At 37.6% G+C, this 21,277-nt stretch carries 23 protein-coding genes; 5 read left to right on the top strand and 18 right to left on the bottom strand.

Annotation, left to right across the window (positions count from 1 at the left end; translation table 11 throughout):
* Positions 1-139: 139 nt before the first annotated feature.
* The 5 genes from C237_RS0103645 to rplL all read left to right on the top strand — a co-directional run bounded on the left by C237_RS0103645 (position 140) and on the right by rplL (position 4,622).
* Positions 140-2,254 (top strand): TonB-dependent receptor, encoded by a 2,115-nt coding sequence (locus C237_RS0103645; RefSeq protein ID WP_018675139.1) that lies wholly within the window; start codon positions 140-142, stop codon positions 2,252-2,254.
* 266 nt (positions 2,255-2,520) lie between these two features.
* Positions 2,521-2,964 carry a 50S ribosomal protein L11 gene (rplK, locus tag C237_RS0103640; protein WP_018675138.1) on the top strand — a complete coding sequence of 148 codons (444 nt, stop codon included), beginning with the start codon at positions 2,521-2,523 and terminating at the stop codon, positions 2,962-2,964.
* A 10-nt stretch (positions 2,965-2,974) separates the two neighbouring features.
* Positions 2,975-3,667: a 50S ribosomal protein L1 gene (gene rplA, locus C237_RS0103635; protein ID WP_018675137.1), complete on the top strand. Its 693-nt coding sequence runs from the start codon at positions 2,975-2,977 to the stop codon at positions 3,665-3,667.
* 14 nt (positions 3,668-3,681) lie between these two features.
* Complete coding sequence (gene rplJ, locus C237_RS0103630) at positions 3,682-4,185, top strand: 50S ribosomal protein L10 (RefSeq protein WP_018675136.1); 504 nt, start codon at positions 3,682-3,684, stop codon at positions 4,183-4,185.
* A gap of 68 nt (positions 4,186-4,253) precedes the next feature.
* Positions 4,254-4,622 (top strand): 50S ribosomal protein L7/L12, encoded by a 369-nt coding sequence (rplL, locus tag C237_RS0103625; RefSeq protein WP_018675135.1) that lies wholly within the window; start codon positions 4,254-4,256, stop codon positions 4,620-4,622.
* Between the two features lie 81 nt (positions 4,623-4,703).
* Here the strand turns inward: rplL and C237_RS0103620 are convergent, their stop codons facing one another.
* The 18 genes from C237_RS0103620 to folE all read right to left on the bottom strand — a co-directional run bounded on the left by C237_RS0103620 (position 4,704) and on the right by folE (position 21,194).
* Positions 4,704-6,206 (bottom strand): GH3 auxin-responsive promoter family protein, encoded by a 1,503-nt coding sequence (locus C237_RS0103620; protein ID WP_018675134.1) that lies wholly within the window; start codon positions 6,204-6,206, stop codon positions 4,704-4,706.
* 297 nt (positions 6,207-6,503) lie between these two features.
* On the bottom strand, positions 6,504-7,493 hold the full coding sequence (locus C237_RS0103615) for a cation diffusion facilitator family transporter (RefSeq protein ID WP_018675133.1): 990 nt from the start codon (positions 7,491-7,493) through the stop codon (positions 6,504-6,506).
* Positions 7,494-7,497: 4 nt separating this feature from the next.
* A complete protein-coding gene (locus C237_RS0103610) occupies positions 7,498-8,505 on the bottom strand; it encodes an aspartate-semialdehyde dehydrogenase (RefSeq protein WP_018675132.1) in 1,008 nt (335 codons plus the stop codon).
* 45 nt (positions 8,506-8,550) lie between these two features.
* A complete protein-coding gene (locus tag C237_RS0103605) occupies positions 8,551-8,985 on the bottom strand; it encodes a hypothetical protein (RefSeq protein ID WP_018675131.1) in 435 nt (144 codons plus the stop codon).
* 76 nt (positions 8,986-9,061) lie between these two features.
* A complete protein-coding gene (locus tag C237_RS0103600; protein WP_018675130.1) occupies positions 9,062-11,620 on the bottom strand; it encodes a TonB-dependent receptor in 2,559 nt (852 codons plus the stop codon).
* Positions 11,621-11,746: 126 nt separating this feature from the next.
* Positions 11,747-12,076, bottom strand: a complete 330-nt coding sequence (locus C237_RS14925) for a hypothetical protein (protein ID WP_018675129.1) — start codon at positions 12,074-12,076, stop codon at positions 11,747-11,749.
* A 75-nt stretch (positions 12,077-12,151) separates the two neighbouring features.
* Positions 12,152-12,811: a TonB-dependent receptor plug domain-containing protein gene (locus tag C237_RS14920; protein WP_018675128.1), complete on the bottom strand. Its 660-nt coding sequence runs from the start codon at positions 12,809-12,811 to the stop codon at positions 12,152-12,154.
* Positions 12,812-12,949: 138 nt separating this feature from the next.
* Entirely contained in the window at positions 12,950-13,780 is an 831-nt protein-coding gene (locus tag C237_RS0103585; protein ID WP_018675127.1) for a sulfurtransferase, read from the bottom strand.
* Between the two features lie 2 nt (positions 13,781-13,782).
* The gene (locus tag C237_RS0103580) at positions 13,783-14,412 is read right to left on the bottom strand and encodes an NAD(P)H-dependent oxidoreductase (RefSeq protein WP_018675126.1); all 630 of its coding nucleotides are present in this window, start codon (positions 14,410-14,412) and stop codon (positions 13,783-13,785) included.
* Between the two features lie 48 nt (positions 14,413-14,460).
* The gene (locus C237_RS0103575) at positions 14,461-14,892 is read right to left on the bottom strand and encodes an exosortase F system-associated membrane protein (protein WP_425413724.1); all 432 of its coding nucleotides are present in this window, start codon (positions 14,890-14,892) and stop codon (positions 14,461-14,463) included.
* Positions 14,876-15,403, bottom strand: coding sequence for an exosortase family protein XrtF (gene xrtF / locus C237_RS0103570; protein ID WP_018675124.1), 528 nt, complete (start codon positions 15,401-15,403; stop codon positions 14,876-14,878). Before xrtF ends, C237_RS0103575 begins: the two co-directional genes overlap by 17 nt.
* An 8-nt stretch (positions 15,404-15,411) precedes the next feature.
* Complete coding sequence (gene pth / locus C237_RS0103565; RefSeq protein ID WP_018675123.1) at positions 15,412-15,975, bottom strand: aminoacyl-tRNA hydrolase; 564 nt, start codon at positions 15,973-15,975, stop codon at positions 15,412-15,414.
* Positions 15,976-16,425: 450 nt separating this feature from the next.
* A complete protein-coding gene (locus tag C237_RS0103560) occupies positions 16,426-16,752 on the bottom strand; it encodes a DUF1232 domain-containing protein (RefSeq protein WP_018675122.1) in 327 nt (108 codons plus the stop codon).
* A gap of 49 nt (positions 16,753-16,801) precedes the next feature.
* Positions 16,802-17,359, bottom strand: coding sequence for a TlpA family protein disulfide reductase (locus tag C237_RS0103555; RefSeq protein WP_018675121.1), 558 nt, complete (start codon positions 17,357-17,359; stop codon positions 16,802-16,804).
* Between the two features lie 7 nt (positions 17,360-17,366).
* Positions 17,367-17,936 (bottom strand): thioredoxin family protein, encoded by a 570-nt coding sequence (locus tag C237_RS0103550; RefSeq protein ID WP_018675120.1) that lies wholly within the window; start codon positions 17,934-17,936, stop codon positions 17,367-17,369.
* Complete coding sequence (gene aroC / locus C237_RS0103545) at positions 17,933-19,000, bottom strand: chorismate synthase (protein WP_018675119.1); 1,068 nt, start codon at positions 18,998-19,000, stop codon at positions 17,933-17,935. The genes C237_RS0103550 and aroC overlap by 4 nt, the downstream gene beginning before the upstream one ends.
* A gap of 34 nt (positions 19,001-19,034) precedes the next feature.
* Positions 19,035-20,504, bottom strand: a complete 1,470-nt coding sequence (gene cysS, locus C237_RS0103540) for a cysteine--tRNA ligase (RefSeq protein WP_018675118.1) — start codon at positions 20,502-20,504, stop codon at positions 19,035-19,037.
* 24 nt (positions 20,505-20,528) lie between these two features.
* On the bottom strand, positions 20,529-21,194 hold the full coding sequence (gene folE / locus C237_RS0103535) for a GTP cyclohydrolase I FolE (protein ID WP_018675117.1): 666 nt from the start codon (positions 21,192-21,194) through the stop codon (positions 20,529-20,531).
* Positions 21,195-21,277 lie beyond the last annotated feature (83 nt).

The following is a 21,277-nucleotide window of genomic DNA, read 5'->3' as shown; positions in this document are numbered from 1 at the left end:
TGCTGTAACAGGCTGAGATTATACCCAATGAACCTAGAACAGGTAATGCTGTTTAGGGAAAAACGCCAAGTTTGGTATATCGTATAATTACACCCCTTTTATTCCAACTAAATTTTAAAATTAAAAAAAATTTACACGAATGAAAGGATTTATTTTTTCTGGACTATTCATTAGTTCGTTTTATTTGGCTCAACAAACGCCACAAGACTCTGTAAAAGCTACAGACATTGCCGAAATTCAACTTTTAAAAAGATTGCCTATTTCTAAGGAAATCATCAATGTAGAACGCGATTTAGGGTCTAAAAACCTTGCACAGGACTTGCCTATTTTACTTAAAAATCAGATGTCTGTCATCTCAAATTCGGATGCAGGAAATGGCGTAGGCTACACGGGATTTAGAATTAGGGGGTCTGCAGGAACCTCTATCAATGTGATGATGAATGGCGTCCCTTACAACGACTCCGAATCGCAGGGGACTTACTTTGTAGATGTGCCAGATTTAGCGAGTACAGCCTCTCAGATTGTTATTCAGCGCGGTGTGGGGACTTCCTCTAATGGTGTTTCCGCCTTCGGTGCCAGCGTGAATGTGATTTCCAAAACGCCTGCCGATCAATTTTATTTTAAAACCGATAACAGCTATGGTTCTTTTAACACCTATAAATATTCTGCCGAGCTCAACTCTGGGAAAATCCTCAACAACCGTGTTGCCGTGATGGGACGATACACCAAAATCCACTCTGATGGCTATCGAGACCGTGCAACATCAAATTTAGATTCTTACAACATCTCTGCCCTGTTTGAGGAGAAAAACACCAAAATCAGAATATTGGCATTCGGAGGAAAAGAGAAAACCTACCAAGCATGGTATGGTATAGATGTCGCTACCCTTACAACAGACCGCACTTTCAACCCTTGCGGTATTTATGAAACCGCTGATGGAAAAATGCATTTCTATGACAACGAAACGGACAACTACCGCCAAAATCATTATCAACTTCTATGGCAACAGGGGCTTTCGCCGAAGTGGCAGTTAGAAACCACCCTACACTATACCAAGGGCAAGGGTTATTTTGAAAACTATAAAGCCAATAAAAAGTTCAAAAGTTATCTTTTACCTGATCTCATCGTTAATGGCGCTACCATCACACGCGCAGATTTCATCAGAAAAAAATGGTTAGATAACGATTTCTACGGTGTGGTTTCTACGCTTTATGGTAACCTTAAGCAAGTGGATTTGAACTTTGGACTCGTAGCCAATCAGTACTACGGCAGACATTATGGCAATGTTTCTGCGGTACAGTTTAAAAACATCTACAAACACGAATACTACCGCAACCGCTCGCTAAAAAACGAGATTTCGGGGTTTGCAAAAGCCATTGTTAAACTCAACCAATGGGAACTCTTTGGCGATTTTCAACTTAGAAATATTACCTACGATACCAAAATCATTTTAGATGGTGATGATGAGGCCATAGAAGTAGACAAAAACTGGCTGTTTTTTAATCCCAAAGCAGGTATCAGCTACAAAATTCCGCGTGGAAAAACCTTTTTCTCGTTCGCTGTAGCCAATAGAGAACCCAACCGAGGAGCGCTTCAAAACAATGCACAAGCACAAGCAGAACGCCTCTACGACTGGGAGCTGGGCTTAGAGAAACAGTGGAACACCATCGTCTTTACTGCCAATGCCTATTATATGGACTACAAAAACCAGTTGGTATATTCTGGATTAATTGATAATGTAGGCTCTTTCATCCAAAAAAATGTTCCTAAAAGTTACCGAATGGGAATTGAGTTAGGACTTGCCACAGCATTATTCGAAAGCGTTCAACTGACAGCAAACACCACCATCAGTAAAAATAAAATTAAAAATCTAGACGCTTTAGACGACAATGGCAAACCTATCGTCCTTAAAGATACAGACATTGCACTATCCCCAAATATGATTGGGAATTTAGGCATACAATTTAAGCCATTTAAAGATTTCACTTTTGGTATCGCTCAGCAATTTGTAGGGAAACAATATTTAGACAATACTCAAAACGAAAAGTATTTGCTTAATGATTACTCCCTTACAGATTTGAATGCTAAATATCATTTAAGGCTAAATAGAACCACAGTGGACTTTAGTTTACTCGTGAATAATTTGTTTGACAAAGCCTATGTGAACAATGGTTATGTCTACGCTCCAGCCCCTTATTACTATCCACAAGCGGGCATCAATTTCCTATTTGGGATGGGTTTCAAGTTTCAATAATTATTAATTTTTTCATTTTTTACAGAAAGGTTATTTCTTCGGAAGTAGCCTTTCTTCACTTTATTAGAAGATACAACAACCGACTAAGTTTTAAAAACTTTTGATTTTTAGTGCGTTATTTGTTTGCTAATTCAAAAAAAAGTTATAATTTTGCACCTCGTAATCTGAAGTAGAATGAACTCAGGTGAGAAGTGTTTATTCTAAGTTTCGGGTTATCAATAAAATGCTTCCACATTTTTATTATTTTAATTATTTAAAAAACAAACATGGCAAAGAAAGTCTTTAAAATGGTGAAACTCCAAGTGAAAGGTGGCGCTGCTAACCCTTCACCACCAGTAGGACCAGCATTAGGTTCCGCAGGGGTAAACATTATGGAGTTTTGTAAGCAATTCAACGGAAGAACTCAAGATAAGCCAGGACAGGTATTACCTGTAATCATTACGGTTTATGAAGATAAATCATTTGATTTCGTTATCAAAACCCCTCCTGCAGCTGTTCAACTTTTAGAAGCTTCTAAAGTAAAAAAAGGTTCTGGACAGCCTAATAGAGAAAAAGTAGGTAGCGTATCTTGGGAACAAGTGAAGAAAATTGCAGAAGATAAAATGGCAGACCTTAACTGTTTTACAATGGATTCTGCAATGAGCATGATCGCTGGTACCGCCAGATCTATGGGATTAAAAGTAACAGGAACCAAACCTACTAACGCTTAAAACTAAAGAAATGGCTAGATTAACAAAAAAGCAAAAAGAAGTTTCTACTAAGATAGAAAAAAATAAATTATACAGCCTAGACGAAGCTTCGGCTTTGGTAAAGGAAGTAAACACTGCAAAGTTTGATGCTTCTGTGGATATCGCCGTAAGATTAGGCGTAGACCCAAGAAAAGCTAATCAAATGGTAAGAGGTGTGGTATCTCTTCCTCATGGTACAGGTAAGGATGTAAAAGTATTAGCACTAGTAACTCCAGATAAAGAAGCCGAAGCTAAAGAAGCAGGTGCAGACTATGTAGGACTAGATGAATACTTAGATAAAATCAAGAGCGGCTGGACCGATGTTGATGTAATCGTTACAATGCCTGCAGTAATGGGTAAATTAGGTCCATTAGGTAGAATCCTAGGTCCTAGAGGCTTAATGCCGAACCCTAAATCTGGTACTGTAACTATGGAAGTGGGTAAAGCAGTTTCTGAAGTGAAAGCTGGTAAAATCGACTTTAAAGTGGATAAATATGGTATCGTGCATGCAGCGATTGGAAAAGTATCTTTTGATGCTGAAAAAATCAAAGAAAATGCACAAGAGCTAATCCAAACTTTAGTGAAGTTGAAGCCAACGGCAGCTAAAGGGGTATATATGAAGAGTGTTTATCTATCTTCTACTATGAGCCCAGGAATTGCAATTGATACTAAATCTGTAAACTAAAATCTGTAAGAAACATGACTAAAGAAGAAAAAGTATTAGTAATACAAGAAATAAAAGACTTGCTACAAGATGCAAAAAATGTATATGTAGCAAACCTTGAGGGACTGAATGCTGCTGCAACTTCAGATTTTAGAAGAAGAGCTTTCAAAAACAAAATAAAGCTTAAAGTTGTAAAAAATACCTTGCTTAGAAAAGCAATGGAACAAATGGAAGGTGTAGACTATTCAGAAATGTTTGATACATTCAAAGGCAACTCTGTGTTGATGATTTCTGAAACAGCAAACGCTCCTGCAAAATTGATTAAAGATTTTAGAAAAGCAGCGGAATTCCCAGCACTTAAATCAGCTTATTTAGATGAAACATTTTATATCGGCGATGATAAATTAGGAATGCTTGCGAGTCTTAAATCTAAAGAAGAGGTTATTGGAGATATCATCGGATTACTTCAGTCACCAATCAGAAATGTACTTTCTGCTCTTCAAAATCAAGACAAAATGAAAGAAGAAGGTGCTGAGTAAGCCTTCTCTATTGAAAAAGACACTCAAATAAAATATATAAATCGTTTAACAACAAAAACATTAAAACAATGTCAGATTTAAAAAACTTAGCGGAAACGCTTGTAAACTTAACTGTAAAAGATGTAAATGAATTAGCTGAAATCCTTAAAGAGGAATACGGTATCGAACCTGCTGCTGCAACTGTAGTAGCTGCTGCTGGAGGTGCTGGTGAAGCAGCTGATGAAAAAACTGAATTCGATGTAATTCTTAAATCAGCGGGTGCTTCTAAATTAGCGATCGTAAAACTAGTTAAAGACTTAACTGGTGCTGGTCTTAAAGAAGCTAAAGATATCGTAGATGGTGCTCCTGCTCCAATTAAAGAAGGTGTTTCTAAAGACGAAGCAGAAGCTTTGAAAAAGCAATTAGAAGAAGCTGGTGCAGAAGTAGAATTGAAATAATTCCCACCTTTTACACAATATTAAAAGCACTCTTTTTTAAGAGTGCTTTTTTAATTTTATATGTTATTAATTGTAATGAGGCTAAACAATATAATCCTCTAAAAAATCTGCTATCTTTCTATCATTCGCTAAACGAGGAATTTTATTTTGTCCGCCTAACTTTCCTTGTGATTTTGCATAGTCGTTGAATGCATTCTTTTTAAGTTTAGAAATCTTTAAAGACTGTAAAACTTTACCCTGAATTAAATCATCATAATAAGTATTACGCTGTCGTAATTCTTGGTCTAATGTTTGGGCAAATACCTCTAAATCTTCTGGCTCTTGCTGAAATTCTATCAGCCATTCGTGGTAAGGCAGTGAGCCATCTATAGGCGTAACTTGTGGTGCTAAGTGAAATTCGGTAATCTGGGCGGGATGTTTTTCTATGGTCGCCTTCATGGCTTCTTCTACTTCATAAGCAATCACATGCTCTCCAAATGCAGAGGTATAATGTTTGGTTCTACCACTTACTAACACGCGGTATGGCGCTTTAGATATAAACCTCACCACATCACCAATAGAATATGCCCAAAGTCCAGAATTAGTCGTTAGAATCATCGCGTAGTCTTTGTCTAGTTCTATATCTTTTAAAGTTAGCCTTGGGGCATCAGGTTTGCCATATTGGTCTAACGGCACAAACTCATAGAAAATACCATGATTGGTCAGTAATAATAAGCCTTCTTGAGTATAATCGTCTTGAAAGGCAAAAAATCCTTCACTGGCAGGGAATGTCTGCACAATATCCACCGAGCCACCGAGTAACTCCTCCATTTTTTTACGATAAGGTTCGTAATTTACGCCTCCTGTTACAATCAATTGCAGGTTAGGAAATAATTGCTTTATGGTTTTATGATGGCGTTCTACCAGAATTTCAAAATACATCATGAGCCAAGGTGGTATCCCAGAAATGAGCGTCATATTTTCACGCTCCGTTTCATCGGCAATTGTATTAATTTTTGTTTCCCAATCCTCAATACAATTGGTTGCAAAGCTTGGCAATCTATTCTTTTGAAGATAATTGGGAATATGGTGGGCTACAATCCCAGAGAGCCGCCCCGTTTTAATGCCATAGATTTCTTCTAATTCTGGAGAACCTTGCAGGAAAATCATTTTACCATTCACAAAATCTGAATTATTCTTTTTAGCAATATAATGCAATAATGCCGACTGTGCCGCTTTGATTTGGTAAGGCATCCCTTCTTTAGAAATAGGAATATACTTAGCGCCAGAAGTTGTACCCGAAGTTTTAGCTAAATATTCTGGCGTGTTTATCCATAGAATATTGGCTTGTCCTCTCTTAACTTTATCAATATAAGGTCTTAAACCTTCATAATCCACGATGGGAACTTGCGTTTGAAAATCTTCAATAGAATGAATATTCTCAAACTGATGTGTTCTCCCAAACAAAGTTTTCTCTGCTGTACGCACTAAATCCAAAAGCAATGCATCTTGGTGTTCAATAGCTTGACGGTAAGTCTTAACCACTTTCTGACGGTGTTGCTTCGCCCAAAATAAAGCGACCGATTTTTTAATCCAATTTAACATAGAACAAAGGTAAACAATTATTAGTAAAGGTTTATTGATATTCTCCCAAATTCTGTAGTAATTCATAGGCACTGTTTAGGCTATTTATAAGTAGATTTTAGATAAATGCTAAGTACATAATGAATAAAACCCTTAAGGGTTTCTATAAAATACCTTATGGGTTAGTATAAAAACCCTCATAGGTTTTATTATAAACCCATAAGGGTTTTTATTTATATCTGCTGATAAATAATCTAAAATACACCGATACTTTATACAAAAGCACGGCTATTTTATATATAAACAATGGGATTAAATTTAGAATTCTTTCAACCTATGCTTATCCACTTGAGAAGCTGTATCGGCGTTCCATGCGATGGTCTTTACAAAAGATTTAGAACGCAATGGACAATCCAGCTGACAAATTTCGCAGGAATAAGGCTTACAATCATCCATATGAAAATTAAACTCTACGGTTCTTTCTGTATGTGCTAATAGCAATCTGATGGCTTGTTCCATTTCCTCATGGGCTTGCCTTAGGGTGTAATAATACGGTAAAGTGATATGGGCATCTATATGCAAATGCGCACCAAACTGCTGTACCTTCATATTATGTATATCTACCCAAACTTCTCGTCTATGGTCTTGTAGCACTTTTACAATTTCGGCATATAATTCCTCATCTTTTTCATCCATAATGCCGACCAAAGCCTTACGAATAATTTTGTAGCCCACCCACATAATATATGCCCCAAACAAGAGTGCCACTACCCCATCTAGCCAATTAATCCCCGTAAGATAGACCAATAATAAACTGACGACCACCCCCAAAGTAGTTATGGTATCGCTTTGCAGGTGTTTGCCAGAACTCATCAGCACTAAGGAATTTTCTCGCTTGCCTTTTTGGTAAGAGATATAGCCCATGGCATAGTTGGCTAATGCCGTTAAAGTAATAATCCCCATTCCCCAATCCAGCTGCATCAAAGTATTGCCCTCTAACAACGAGTTGATGGACTGAATGATGATGAGCAACCCAGCGATAATAATTAATGCGCCCTCAATACCTGCGGTAATAAACTCTACCTTACCATGCCCGTAAGGATGATCTTTATCTCTTGGTTTTGCTGCTAGGAACAATGAGTACAATCCCATAAATGCCGCAATGATATTCACAATGCTTTCCATAGCATCGGAAAATACTGCATCGGAATTGGTAAGATGCCACGCTACTAATTTGCAAACAAAGAGAACCACTCCAATAATGGCAATGGTTCTCTGAAAACTGTATTTATTAGTTGTAGCCGCCACAACTTTACTTTAAAATATGGTCTACCAGATACTCCGCTATTTGTACGGCATTCGTTGCGGCACCTTTTCTTAAGTTATCGGCTACCACCCAGCAATTTAAAGTATTGGGTTGCGAATGGTCTCGTCTGATTCTTCCTACAAACACATCATCTCTACCTTCCGAATAGCGTGCCATAGGGTATTCGTTTTGTGAAACATTATCCTGAAGCGTTACCCCTGGAGTTTCGGAAAGCAAACGCTTTACCTCATCAATATCAAAATCATTTTCAAATTCGATATTGACACTTTCGGAATGTCCACCTTGTACGGGAACTCTTACCGCCGTTGCAGTTAATTGAAAACTATCGTCAGCCATGATTTTTTTAGGCTCACGCATGAGTTTTAATTCCTCTTTGGTATAGTCGCCTTCGTCAAAAACATCACAATGTGGCAATGCATTTTTAAAAATTTCATGAGGGTAAACTTTTGAGGCTTTAGAATCGGTGCCATGTACCGACGCTTCTATCTCTCCATTTAATTGGTCTACCGCCGCTTTTCCCGTTCCCGTAACGGATTGATAGGTAGAAACCACTACCCTTTTGATTTTATATTTTTGATGTAATGGGCTTAACACCATTACCAATTGAATGGTAGAGCAATTAGGATTGGCAATAATTTTATCCTCTTTGGTTAATACAGAAGCATTGATTTCTGGCACAACCAATTTTTTATCCTTATCCATACGCCATGCCGAAGAATTATCCACCACATAAGTCCCTACTGCAGCAAACTTGGGTGCCCATTCTAGGGAAGTCCCACCACCCGCAGAAAACAAGGCGATATCTGGTTTACTATCCACAGCATCCTGCATAGAAACAATAGGATAATCTTTACCTTGATACTTTACCATTTTCCCTACGGAACGCTCCGAAGCGACTGGTATTAATTCTGTAATGGGGAAATTTCTTTCCTCTAATACTTTTAACATCACTTGCCCTACCATACCGGTAGCACCAACTACTGCAACTCTCATGGTCTTTTATATTTTAATTATTTTATGAAATGTGTGTGCTTTTTATTAAGCTCCAAATAGCCTTTGCCATTGGAATGCCCAGAGCATCAATGCCACTGCTACAAGTCCCATAATGACAATTTTGAAGTTCAACTCTTGATTTACTTTTACTTTTTTATTAACGATGGTAAGCAATACTGCTGCTAAAACCATCGCAACTGGATGTTCTACATAAGTATTTCTTAACACCGAATCTTTCATTAACATACCTGAGTCTTTAGTTGCTTTAAATCCTGGTGAAAAGAAAAATAACATCACTAAACCTATTAACGCTTGGATATGAAATAATATCATCGTGATGAGTATAGACTTTCTCAATAATTTTGAAATCTTTCCAGAGTAGCCAAACATGGTGGCTAATAAAGCGATAACGAATACCGCAACTGCGATTAAAATAAGGTACGCAAATCCTTTGTGTGCGTGAAGCATCATATTATCCATAATATTTTATATTTTTAGCAAAGATATAAAAAATCCCGACTATAAGCCGGGATTTGATTATTAAGTTAATTCTAAATTAGAATGTGAAACTTACTGAAGCATTCCAAGTTCTACCAAATCCGAAATAAACCGCATTCGCCTTGTTGATACCTTTCCAGTTATTCGCTGGGTTTTTAGCGTCTGCTTCGTAATTGGTGTACATATCAGAAATATAAACTTTATCAAACACATTGTTTACATTTCCTCTAAATGTAAATGTCTGGGAATTATTAAGTTTCAATGTATAAGTTGCCCCCATATCTACTAAGCCAAAACTTGGTAATTTGATAGGCTCTCCACCTTTAGTTGGGTCATAACCCGAGTATAGTTTATCCGCATATCTATAGTCTACATTAAATGAGAACCATTCTGTTGGCTTAAGGGTTGCCCCAATACTCGCCGTCATCTGTGCTGTGTTACCTACTTTTACATTTTTAATGTCAAGCGTAGTTTCGCTAGTCGCTTGGTTAGTTTGTTCATCAAAGAAAGTCGCTTTAGGATTATTGTTGTAGTAGTAATCTCCAACTGACACCATCCCGTTAACTTGAAGAATATCTATTGGTTTCACATTGAAATCTAATTCCAATCCTTGGTGAAGCTCGTTTAATCCTAATAAATTAGCCGTATATCTCTGTCCTGTGGTAGCATCAGTCCAGCTATATCTTGAAAACTGATCGTTCCAAACGGTTCTATACGCATTTAAGTTAGCATTAAACATTCTAGATCTGTAACCATAACCTAACTCAACAGAAAATACTTTTTCATTAGTCAAGTTTTTGTTAAGTTCATTGGTATTATTCAAATATACTGCACCAAAGAATGGCTGTCTTTCATAGTAACCCACATTAGCAAAAATATTGTTATGGTTATCAATATTAAAGTTTGCACCCCCTTTTACATTATATCCTAATAAGTTTTTAGTATCAGTAGTTGCTTTCCATTCTTTAGTTCCTTCTTTGTAGAAGTTATCAATTCTTTGGAAGCCTTGGTTGGATAATGATCCTTGAACAAACGCAGAGAGTACATCGTTGGTATATTCTAACTGACCAAATCCACCAATCCATTTTACTACACCATCATTAGAATAAACAATTTTGTCTTGAATTGGATCTTCCTTACCACCAAATGGATTCCAATTTGGATTTGCTGAATAAGTATTAGTTATTACATTTGGACCTACATTAGCATTAGAATTGTCTGTGTAGCTAGTATTTCCTAATAAATCGTTCACTACTCTGTGGTGATAGCCCTTGTAATATCTTGCATCTACCCCTAAAGTAAAATTAAGGTTGTCATTTAATTTATGATTAAAGCTGGATAATGCTCCAAACCAGTTATGAGAGTTGATATCTGCTGCTCTAACTACACCACTATTTATTGTATGCTGTTTTCCATTCGGATCTGTAATAGTTACAAGCTCTCCTGCTGCATATGGATTTGGGTTAAAACCTTTAGCTCCAATATTATACGCTATAACATCATCAAAATTGATAAGTCCGTCTGCGTTTCTAATTTGCGAAACATATCTTGTATCTGGCTTATAAGACCCCTTATTATCTTTGAACTTACCATTCCAAACAGAACCTAAATCTCTTGTTCCACCACCTCTACCAAACGAAGCATACAATACGGTAGACAATTTAGACTCTCTACTTATTTTCCAATCCCAGTTTAAGGACATTACTGGTTTATGATAATAGTTTCTTCTTAAAGAATATTCTCTTGCTACGCCATCAGCCCCAGTAAGGTAACCCCAGTCAGCGTTGTATCTTCTATTCGGAGTTTCTTCAGAACCACCGTATTTAATCGCATCGTAAATTGTTACAGAAGTCCTTCTTTGGTTGTGCCATTGTGGTGCTCCCGTAATAGTAAATTGTAAATCATGCTGGCGGTTAGGTTGGAATCCTAAGGCAAAATAGTAGTTGTATCCTTCAGATTCAGTTCCGTCAGCATAAGTGGAACCTGCTGTTCTACTCATTAAGAAAGAAGAAGACCATCCTGCTTCTGATTTACCTGTATTATATGAAAATAGCGCTTTGTGATAACCATCATTACCTACCGAAAGCGCTACTTTACCTTGTCTTTTTTTATCAGCTGACCTAGTTAAAACATTAATTGTTCCTCCAACTGAAGCAATTGCTAACTTAGAAGAGCCTAAACCTCTCTGTACTTGCATTGCAGAAGTAACATCAGAAAGCCCTGCCCAGTTAGACCAGTATACTCTTCCGTTTTCCATATCGTTTACTGGCACCCCATTGATAAGTACCGCGATATTCTCTTGTCCAAATCCTCTAATGTTGATTCTAGAATCCCCAAAACCACCACCACTCTTTGTAGCATATACGGAAGGAGTTGTATTTAAAATTTCAGGAAATTCTTGGTTTCCTAATTTCTCAACAATTTGGGCTTCTTTAATGGTAGATACCGCTACTGGCGTTTTTCTATCCTTAGCAATATCGGCTACTCCAGTCAATACTACTCCATCGATCTCTTTAGATTTAATAGAGTCTTGTGTCGTTTGAGCGAAATAAACACTTGCTGTAGAAAGCGTAATTACAGCGGTTAGCGCTGTCCTTTTTAAAGCATTACTTTTCATAATTTTTATATCTAAAAATAAGTTTTTCGGTGGCAAATATCGCTATTTATATATTAACATACTTTAACTTTATGTTAATTTTTGAATTTTTATCAACTGATTTATATCATCTTAACTCTACTTACATTAAAACTCAAAGATAAATCCAAAATACGGCAAAGGTTTTGAGCGGTCTGCCTCGCCTTGATTAAGCAAATACTTTTGTTGGTCTTTAGGGACCGTAGGATTTATAATAACGCCATTATCATTACCATCTCTTTCCAAAGCTATGATGGGAAGACTATTGGGATTTTTGGAACCATAGACATTTACAATGTCTGTATAAAAAGTGAGTTGCCATTTAGAAAAAATCCACTTTTTCTCAATTCTTAAATCGAGTTGATGCACGGTATTTCCTCTAAGTGTATTCAATGAGGTAGCCCACTCTGTAAACGAAATCGAGCCCCAATATTCCAATTTTTTCTAAAATATTTCCCTGCTGTAAGAGATAAAATATGTCTGCTATCCCAAGAAGATGGAATTAATGAACCTTCAGCATCTCCAAATTTTGAATACCCCAAGGTATAAGAAGCTATCGCCTAAACCAACAATCGCTTTATAACCCAACTTATCCTTTCGGGCATTTTTAAGATTAAATTCAAATAAAGAAGATAATACCCCATTCCTTTTAGCAGGAAAAGCCCCACTATAAAAATCCACGTCTTTTACAAAATCTATCGTGATAAGCCCTCTAGGCCCTCCACTAGCCCCTTGCGTCTGAAAGTGATTAATGATAGGAACTTCTATACCATCAATATAAAATTTGTTTTCCGAAGAACTCCCACCTCTTATAAACAAATCATTTCTAAAAGTGGCGGTACTTCCCACCCCTGGAAGAGATAGAATCGTTTTTGATACATCTCTATTAGCGCCCGCATTTTTCTGCACTTCCTCACTAGTAATGGTTCTAAGCGATAGTGGACTCTCTGCCTTAGATTTGTAACGGCTTGATTGGATGACCACCTCATCAATTGTTCTAGCAGATTTTGTAAGTCCTACCGAATAAGTGATATTCTGATTTGGAATAATGCTAATATCATTTAAGTCTACCACATCATACCCCGAAGAAATAATCTTAAAACTTTGGTCGCCAGCCATTACATTAGAAGCCTCTATATTTCCGCTACCTTTAATGGTATCATTAGTAGCCAAACCAATAACCGAAGCGCTTATTGGTTTTTTAGAGAACTCATCGTAAACATTAAAACTAATACTCCCAACTTAGGCTTTAGCAACTACTGATAATAATATTATTATCATGGTAAATAATTTATTTTTCATTATTAAAAGTTACTTTTCAATCGGTAAATCATTTCTACTCCACTCACTCCAAGAGCCTACATATAAACTAGGTAGTGGTAACCCTGCGTAGTCCATTGCCAATAAAGTATGGCACGCCGTAACCCCCGAGCCACAATGCACAATCGTATGTTTTGATGAGGCATTGGTGTGGTCAGCATATATCTTTTTTAGTTCCTCTGGCGTTTTAAAAGTTCCATCTTCATTCAGATTATTGGAAAATGGCATATTAACCGCATTGGGGATATGTCCTGCTACGGTATCAATAGGTTCCGATAGTCCCGCATAGCGTTCTGCACTGCGTACATCTATAATGCGATAGTCGGAGTTTTGATAATGGTTTTTCATATCCTCTAGCATTACCATTGGTAATTGCCAAGCCTGTACTTCAATCATATTGGGAGAAGGATTGGGCTTTTCTACGCCAGAATCGGTTGGTATACCAGCCGCTATCGCCATTTGTAATCCACCATCTAGGACTTGAACTGTTTCAACCCCTACGGCCTTTAGCATCCACCACAATCTTGCAGCAGCGTTGGATGCTTGCTTATCATCATATATAATGACATGGCTGTCTTTTTCAACACCGCTATGTTGCAAAGTCTTTAGAAAATCTTTAATCACAGGTAATGGATGACGCCCACCCTGCTTTGCATCTTCTGGTATTTCCGCCAAGTCTTGATTTAAGTCTAAGTAAATCGCGCCTTTAAGGTGTTGCTTTAAATAGCGTTGGTAAGTTTCTTTACCACTCCCAGCATCAATTAAAATATAATGTTCGGGGTTTAATTTGGAAAAGGCTTTGGCAGAAATAATTGCATCCATCTTTATAGAAATTTGAATAGTTTATCGTTGGGTTTTCTTACTTTTTTCATATGTTGAAAAGGGTCGTCTTCCGCACGGTAGCCCAAAGCCAAGGTGACAGAAACCTGCTCTTTATCTTGGTCTAATCCTAAGTAATCGGATAGCATCTCGGCATTAAACCCTTCCATAGGGCAAGAATCTACTTGCTCTAAAGCTGCCGCAAACATCAGATGTCCCAAAAGAATATAGCTTTGCTTTTCGTTCCAAGTGGCTAAGCCTTCATCCGAGTGTCGCTCTACATAGCCTTCTATACTTTTTCTAAACATTTGTAAGCTTTCCAAAGTTACTTTTCTCACTTCTGTAATGTGCTTCATATATCCGTCGAGATAGTCTTTTTCTAAAGTTTTTTTAGTCACAATGGCTATCAGATGGGAGCAGGTGGAAATTTGAGAAGGATTATAGAACGCAGGAGTCAGTTGGGTTTTATCCTCCTCTTTTTCAATGACAAAAATTTTATACGGTTGCAATCCTAGCGAGCTGGCAGAGAGTTGTCCTGCCTTTAGAATATTTTCTAAAATGGCTTTAGAAATCGTCTTTTCTTTATCAAATTTTTTAACCGAATAGCGTTGGCTTAGCGCATCATTGTAATTCATAAAACAAATATACAGTATTTTTTATCAGTCTTGGTAGTAAATATGCCCTCATCGGTGGATTTGGTATCGGTAGTAGAACATCGGGATAATCAGCAAAAGAATAACGGGCTGGATAACAAAACGGCGCATATAGAACGCAAACAAATCCCCCCAACTAAACTCTGTAGCGATACAATATAAGTATAAGGCTAACGCTACAAGGAATACAATCGTCATAAGAATAGCAGTCTGTAGCACCCAATCTCTCCTCAAGAATAAAGCATAGACCACCACCGCCGAGCAGAAAACATTTAATAAAAATCTAAATCCATAGTTCAGCACCAGTAGTCCCCAATTAAAACTTGGAAAAGTTTCTAGAAATTCGCTTTGTTTAAAATATGCCAAAAAAGGGTCGTAGAATAATACCCCCTCAAAAACTCGGATACTTATCAATCCTGCTATGCTTAGTAAAACGAATACTATCCTAAGCCCTTTGCTCATCATTAATTACAAAAAATTTAATCCAAACCAACCATAGCACCACTACGCCACCATAGATAACGGCAGGAAAAGCATAATCGTGTAAAGTTTTAAGATACTCTGGGTGCTCCACCGCAGCGATATTGATTCCTGCAATTCTTATGATATTCAAAACATAAAGCAAAACCAACCCCAACCCTGCAAATAGAAAAGTCTTTGCGCCCTTATAAAAGGCAAATATAAACGCCACAAACATAATCATAATGGAAACGGCATTGCAGCCTTCTACCATTCTCGTCACATAGTCGCCATTTACATAATACCACGAGGTTTTATACTCTGGCTGGGGTACCATTTGGGACTCATAACCGATGGCATTTTGCAACCGAGTACACTGGTTAGACACATGTACAGAATACGAGTCTAAACCCACCTGCTGATTGAGATAGAGCTGATAAATTCCTAAAAGCACTAAATAAATCACGATAAAGCGAAGGAATATTTTGAGTACTGGTTTAAAATCTTTTAGCATTGTTTAGTTTATTTTCCGTTGAATCCCGTCATGGCATTTTGTATGCCTGCAAACACAAAACTTAAAGTCGCTTTAGAAAACTGCTCGATACGCTCAGGGAGTTGTTGGGTTTCCTCATCGTTCCATGTACCTAGCACATAATCTACCTGACGCCCCTCCGAGAAATCGGCAGAGATACCAAACCTTAACCTTGGATAGTTTTTAGTTTGTAGCATATCTTGGATATTTTTTAATCCGTTATGTCCCGCATCCGAGCCTTTCATCTTCATTCTTAAAGTCCCGAAAGGCAGTGCCAAATCATCGGTAATAACCATCAAATGGTCTAAGGGGATATTTTCTTTTTTAAGCCAAAACTTCACGGCATTACCACTAAGGTTCATATAAGTATCTGGCTTTAGGAGTAATACTTTTCTACCTTTGTATTTCCCTTCTGCTAGCCAACCAAAATTACTCGATTTAAAAGGTACTTCCAACACCTCCGCAATTTTATCCACCACTTTAAAACCGATATTATGGCGGGTATTTTCATACTCATCGCCTTTGTTGCCTAGTCCTACAATAAGGTATTTCATGCCTTCATCAATTTAAATGTACAAAAATAGAAAAATATTAATTAAAGAAATAAAAATATCCGCTCTATGCTTTAGCATTATATATTATTAATGGTCATTATCCATTTCTCAGTGGTAAGGATTGATTTCTAAGCGGTAATATATCATTTCTGAGTGGTCATTATCCATTTGTAACTGGTAAAATATGATTTGTGACTGGTCATCATCCATTTGTTACAGGTAACATATCATTTCTAAGCGGTCATTATCCATTTGTAACTGGTAAAATATGATTTGTGACTGGTCATCATCCATTTGTTACAGGTAACATATCATTTCTAAGCGGTCATTATCCATTTTTCAGTGGTAAAATATCATTTATGAGTGGTCAAGACTCATTCCTAAACGGTTATGATGATAATTTTCATCAAATAAAAAAGCCCTTTTTTAGAAAGGGCTTTAGCTGGTGTATTAAACTGGTTCCGCATCAATGGTTTTTATATTCTTCTTTTGTTCTTGCCATGCTTCAAAGGCTTCTAATTCCTTCATGAGCATCGGCATTGCCAAGGCGATAAGCGCTAAATCGTCCAACGCACCAATCAATGGAATCCAATCGGGGATGATGTCAATCGGTGAAATGATATACGCTAATACCAACGCGGGTACAATCACATTTTTATAGCCTGGTTTGTACTCTTTTTTGATGATGGCTTTTACCATAACGAACAAAGTAGGAATTTTACTTACAAATCCTTTATGACGAAACGCCTGTCTTAATAATTTTAATTTTGATGCCATAATGTATTTATTTTTTTAATGCGCAAACTTACAAATTCTATTCCAAAGTCTATTTCGTTAATCGGTTTAGATAATCGTGTACCGCTTGTGCGTTCCAATCGTTAGCGACATCTTCTTTCCTTACAATATAGCCCTGTGGGTTGATGATAAAAGTGGTAGGAAATACTTTGGGCAGTAGTTTCTCGGAAATTGGACTTTGGGCAATATACACGGGAGCAGTATAGCCATTATCTTTTAGGAACTGCTTTACCTTAGCCTCTTCATCTTGCATGGCAATGAGGACAAAGCCTACTTTATTCTTCTCACCATCGTATAGTTTTTGGATAGACCCCCACTCCGCTCTACATGGTGGACACCAACTACCCCAAAAATTGAGAAACAACACTTTCCCTTTAAAATCTTTAAGGTTGGCATTGGGTACATTAACGCCTTTTAGGTCGATATCAAAATCTTCATCAGATACCTTGATTTCGTTTTCCATTTTTTCCATAGCGGGTTTCATCAGCAACTGACTGCGTACAAAATCCCCGAATTTTGGAAATACAAAAATACCTATCAGCAACGCTGTAAGGACGATAAACAAGCCATTTTTCTTTAAAAATTCCATAGCGGTATTATAATAAATTCAGCAATTCTGCTACAATATCTTTGCCTTTATTTTTAGCATAGTAAACTTGGATATCGTTATAAAATTGCTCTTTAGGATAAGCTTCTGGATTGTCTTTAAACTTTTGAAACAACGCTAAACCATGCTGCGGACGCGGTCCCCAATCTTGTACAACTTCATAGTCTTCGTTTAAAATTAATACCTTAGGAATAGAGCGACTACCATTGGTTAGAAACGCATCTATTAGCGCAGTGTCTTTATCTCGGTAAAAAATTTGCACCTCATTTTTACCCTCAAATAATTGAGCCACTACGGGTACAATCTGACTGGCATCGCCACACCAACCTTCAGAAATGACAAGGATTTTTCCCTTAAAATCTTTCGCAGCTAAAGCTTCTGCCGTAGCCTCGTCTACTTTAAATGTTTTCAGTACGCGTTGCATACGCTGCATTGCCAGCTCATAGAATGGCTGTTTTTCCTTTTCCTCGTCTGTTTTAGGCGTTTGGATGGTTTGTTCCACCTCTTTTAAATAGGTTTCAAAAGAAATACTTTCGTCCCAATATTGTTTTACATTCATGATAATGTTCTTATGTTATTAATTAAAAATAAATCTGCTAATACAAAAGCTGCCGTATTTTCTACAATAGGCACTGCTCTTGGCACTACGCAAGGGTCATGTCGTCCTTTGCCTTCTACCACTATGGCGTTACCCTCGCTATCTACGCTTTCTTGCGGTCTTAGAATGGTTGCCACTGGTTTAAATGCCACACGGAAATAGATATCCATCCCGTTAGAAATCCCCCCTTGGATACCTCCAGATAAATTGGTTTGAGTAGAAAAATCAGCGTTGAATTTATCGTTGTGTTCTTTTCCCGTCATCTTTGCTCCACAAAATCCAGAGCCATATTCAAAGCCTTTAGCGGCGTTGATATTCAGCATCGCCTTTGCCAATTCTGCTTGAAGTTTACCAAAAACAGGCTCCCCAACACCTACGGGTAGATTTTTGATAACGCAAGTAATCGTTCCCCCTATGGTATTGCCGTCTTTTTTAATGGCTTTTATTTTATCTATCATTCGGTTAGCCGTTGCCTCGTCTGGACAACACACGATATTAGAGTCTATCGCAGTTAAGTCTAAATCTTGGTAAGGTTTTTCGCAAAAAATATCCCCCACCGAAGATACATAAGCTTTGATTTCCACTTCTTTGGGTAGAATAAATTTGGCTAAAGCCCCTGCTGCCACCCAATTAATCGTTTCTCGGGCAGATGATTTCCCCCCTCCTCTATAATCACGATGACCAAATTTTTGGTCGTAAGTAAAATCAGCATGGCTCGGGCGATACGCTTTTGCCAAATGGCTATAATCCTTACTGCGCTGGTTTTCATTTTCTATGATAAAGCCAATAGGTGTTCCCGTTGTTTTACCCTCAAAAATTCCAGAAAGAAACTTTACCGTATCGCTTTCTTTCCTTTGGGTGACGATAGCGGATTGCCCTGGTTTTCTACGGTCTAATTCAGTCTGAACTTGCTCTAAATCTACCGCTACTCCCGCAGGAAAATTATTAATAATACCACCATACGCCAGCCCATGGCTTTCGCCAAAGGTTGTTAATGATAGAAAGTGTCCTAATTGGTTATGCATCTATATTATTTTTTCAACTTTAAAAGTCGAGTCGTTATGAATTAAGTGAATAAGTGGTTCCGTCTTTTCCGTCCTTTAATTCTATCCCATGCGATAGCAATTGGTCGCGGATTTGGTCGCTGAGCTCCCAATTTTTCGCCTTGCGGGCTTGGTTTCTTAAATCGATTAAAATTTGCATTGCTTGGTCTAGTTTGGCGTGGTTGTTTTCCTCAACTGCTTGCAATCCCAGTACCTCAAATACAAAATCATGCATTAGGCGTTTGAGTGCATCAAGGTCTTGTTTAGAAATATTGGCTTTACCATCTTTAACGGCAAAAATAAACTTCACCGCTTCAAACAAATGGGCAATTAGAATTGGAGAATTAAAATCGTCCATCAATGCCATATAGCATTTATCCTTCCAAGTCTCTAAGTTAAAATCATCCGAAGTTGATGAACCACCCTCTAACGCCTCTAAAATTTTGATGGCTTGCATTAAGCGATTAAAGCCTTTTTCACTTGCCAACATCGCATCATTAGAAATATCGAGTACACTTCTATAATGTGCCTGCATAAAACAAAAACGCACTACTGACGGTGCAAATGGCTTTTCAAAAAAATCATTTTCGCCAGAGATGAGTTGCATTGGCAGAATATAATTCCCCGTAGATTTACTCATACGCTGTCCGTTCATCGTCAGCATATTGGCATGCATCCAATAATTAACAGGCGAGGTGCCGTTGCACGCTTTACCTTGAGCTACCTCACATTCGTGGTGCGGAAATTTTAAATCCATCCCACCCCCATGAATATCAAATCTTTCGCCTAGATATTTGGTACTCATAGCGGTACATTCTAAGTGCCAACCTGGGAATCCAGCTCCCCATGGGGAATTCCATCGCATAATATGGGCTGGTGATGCCTTTTTCCATAAAGCAAAATCTTGAGGATTTTTCTTTTCCCCTTGGCCATCTAAATCTCTGGTATTGGCAAATAATTCCTCTACATTTCTTCTGGAAAGTTCGCCATAGTTAAGTCCTCTTTTGTTGTACTCCATCACATCAAAATAGACAGAACCGTTGCTTTCATAGGCGAAACCTTTATCTAGCAAGGCTTGGGTTAATTCTATTTGCTCTACAATATGCCCAGTTGCCGTAGGTTCTATGGTTGGAGGGAGTAGATTAAATAACTCTAATACCTTATGAAAATCCACAGTATATTTCTGTACAATTTCCATAGGCTCCAACTTTTCCAATCGCGATTGTTTTACAAATCTATCGTTATTGACATCGCCATCGTCTGTTAAATGTCCCGCATCGGTAATATTCCTTACATAACGAACCTGATATCCCAGATGCATTAATGTTCTATAAATAAAATCAAACGACATAAAGGTACGCACATTCCCTAAATGTACATTGCTATATACGGTAGGTCCACATACATACATACCGACTTTGCCTTCCGTAATCGGTTGAAATACTTCTTTTTCGCTGGTGAGAGAATTATATATTTTTAAATCCAATGTAAAGTTTGTTTTTAGTTAAAATTAATCGATTCTGGCGTGGCTTCCTACATAATGCAAAAACTCCTGTCTTGTAATAGGATTGGTTCGGAAAATACCACTCAACTCTGCCGTAATGGTAGAACTCGCCGTATCCTTAATTCCTCTACAATTAACACACAAATGTTTGGCATCAATAATACACGCCACATCTTTTGTTCCAAGCGCTTCCTTCATTGCATCTACAATCTGCATCGTCAAGCGTTCTTGAACTTGTGGTCGCTTAGCGTAATAATCTACAATACGATTGATTTTAGACAGCCCAATCACTTCACCATTAGAAATATACGCCACATGAGCTTTCCCAATAATGGGTAAAAAATGATGCTCACAAAAAGAATACACCGTAATATCCTTTTCTACCAACATTTGGCGGTATTTATATTTATTGCTAAAGGTAGAAATTCCCGGTTTATTTTCTGGAAGCAACCCTCCAAAAATTTCGTTGACATACATTTTGGCGACACGCTTTGGTGAGTCTTTGAGAGAATCATCCGTCATATCTAACCCCAGAGTATGCATAATTTCTGCAAAATGTTGCTCTATAATTTTTATTTTTTCTTCAGGTGTCTTTTGGAAGGCATCTTCACGCAAAGGCGTATGCTCTTTACCAGTAAACACATCATCGTCATTATCAAAAAAATCGCTCATTGTTATTCTAAGTATTATGTAGCAAAAGTAAGAAATTCTAAACAATAAATACCACCTACATAAAAACCTACATAAATTAAAGC

Origin of the sequence: Riemerella columbina DSM 16469, from assembly GCF_000374405.1 — a bacterium.
Taxonomy (GTDB): Bacteria; Bacteroidota; Bacteroidia; order Flavobacteriales; family Weeksellaceae; genus Riemerella; species Riemerella columbina.
Note: the sequence above shows the minus strand (reverse complement) of the source record. Positions and strands in the feature narration are given on the sequence as shown.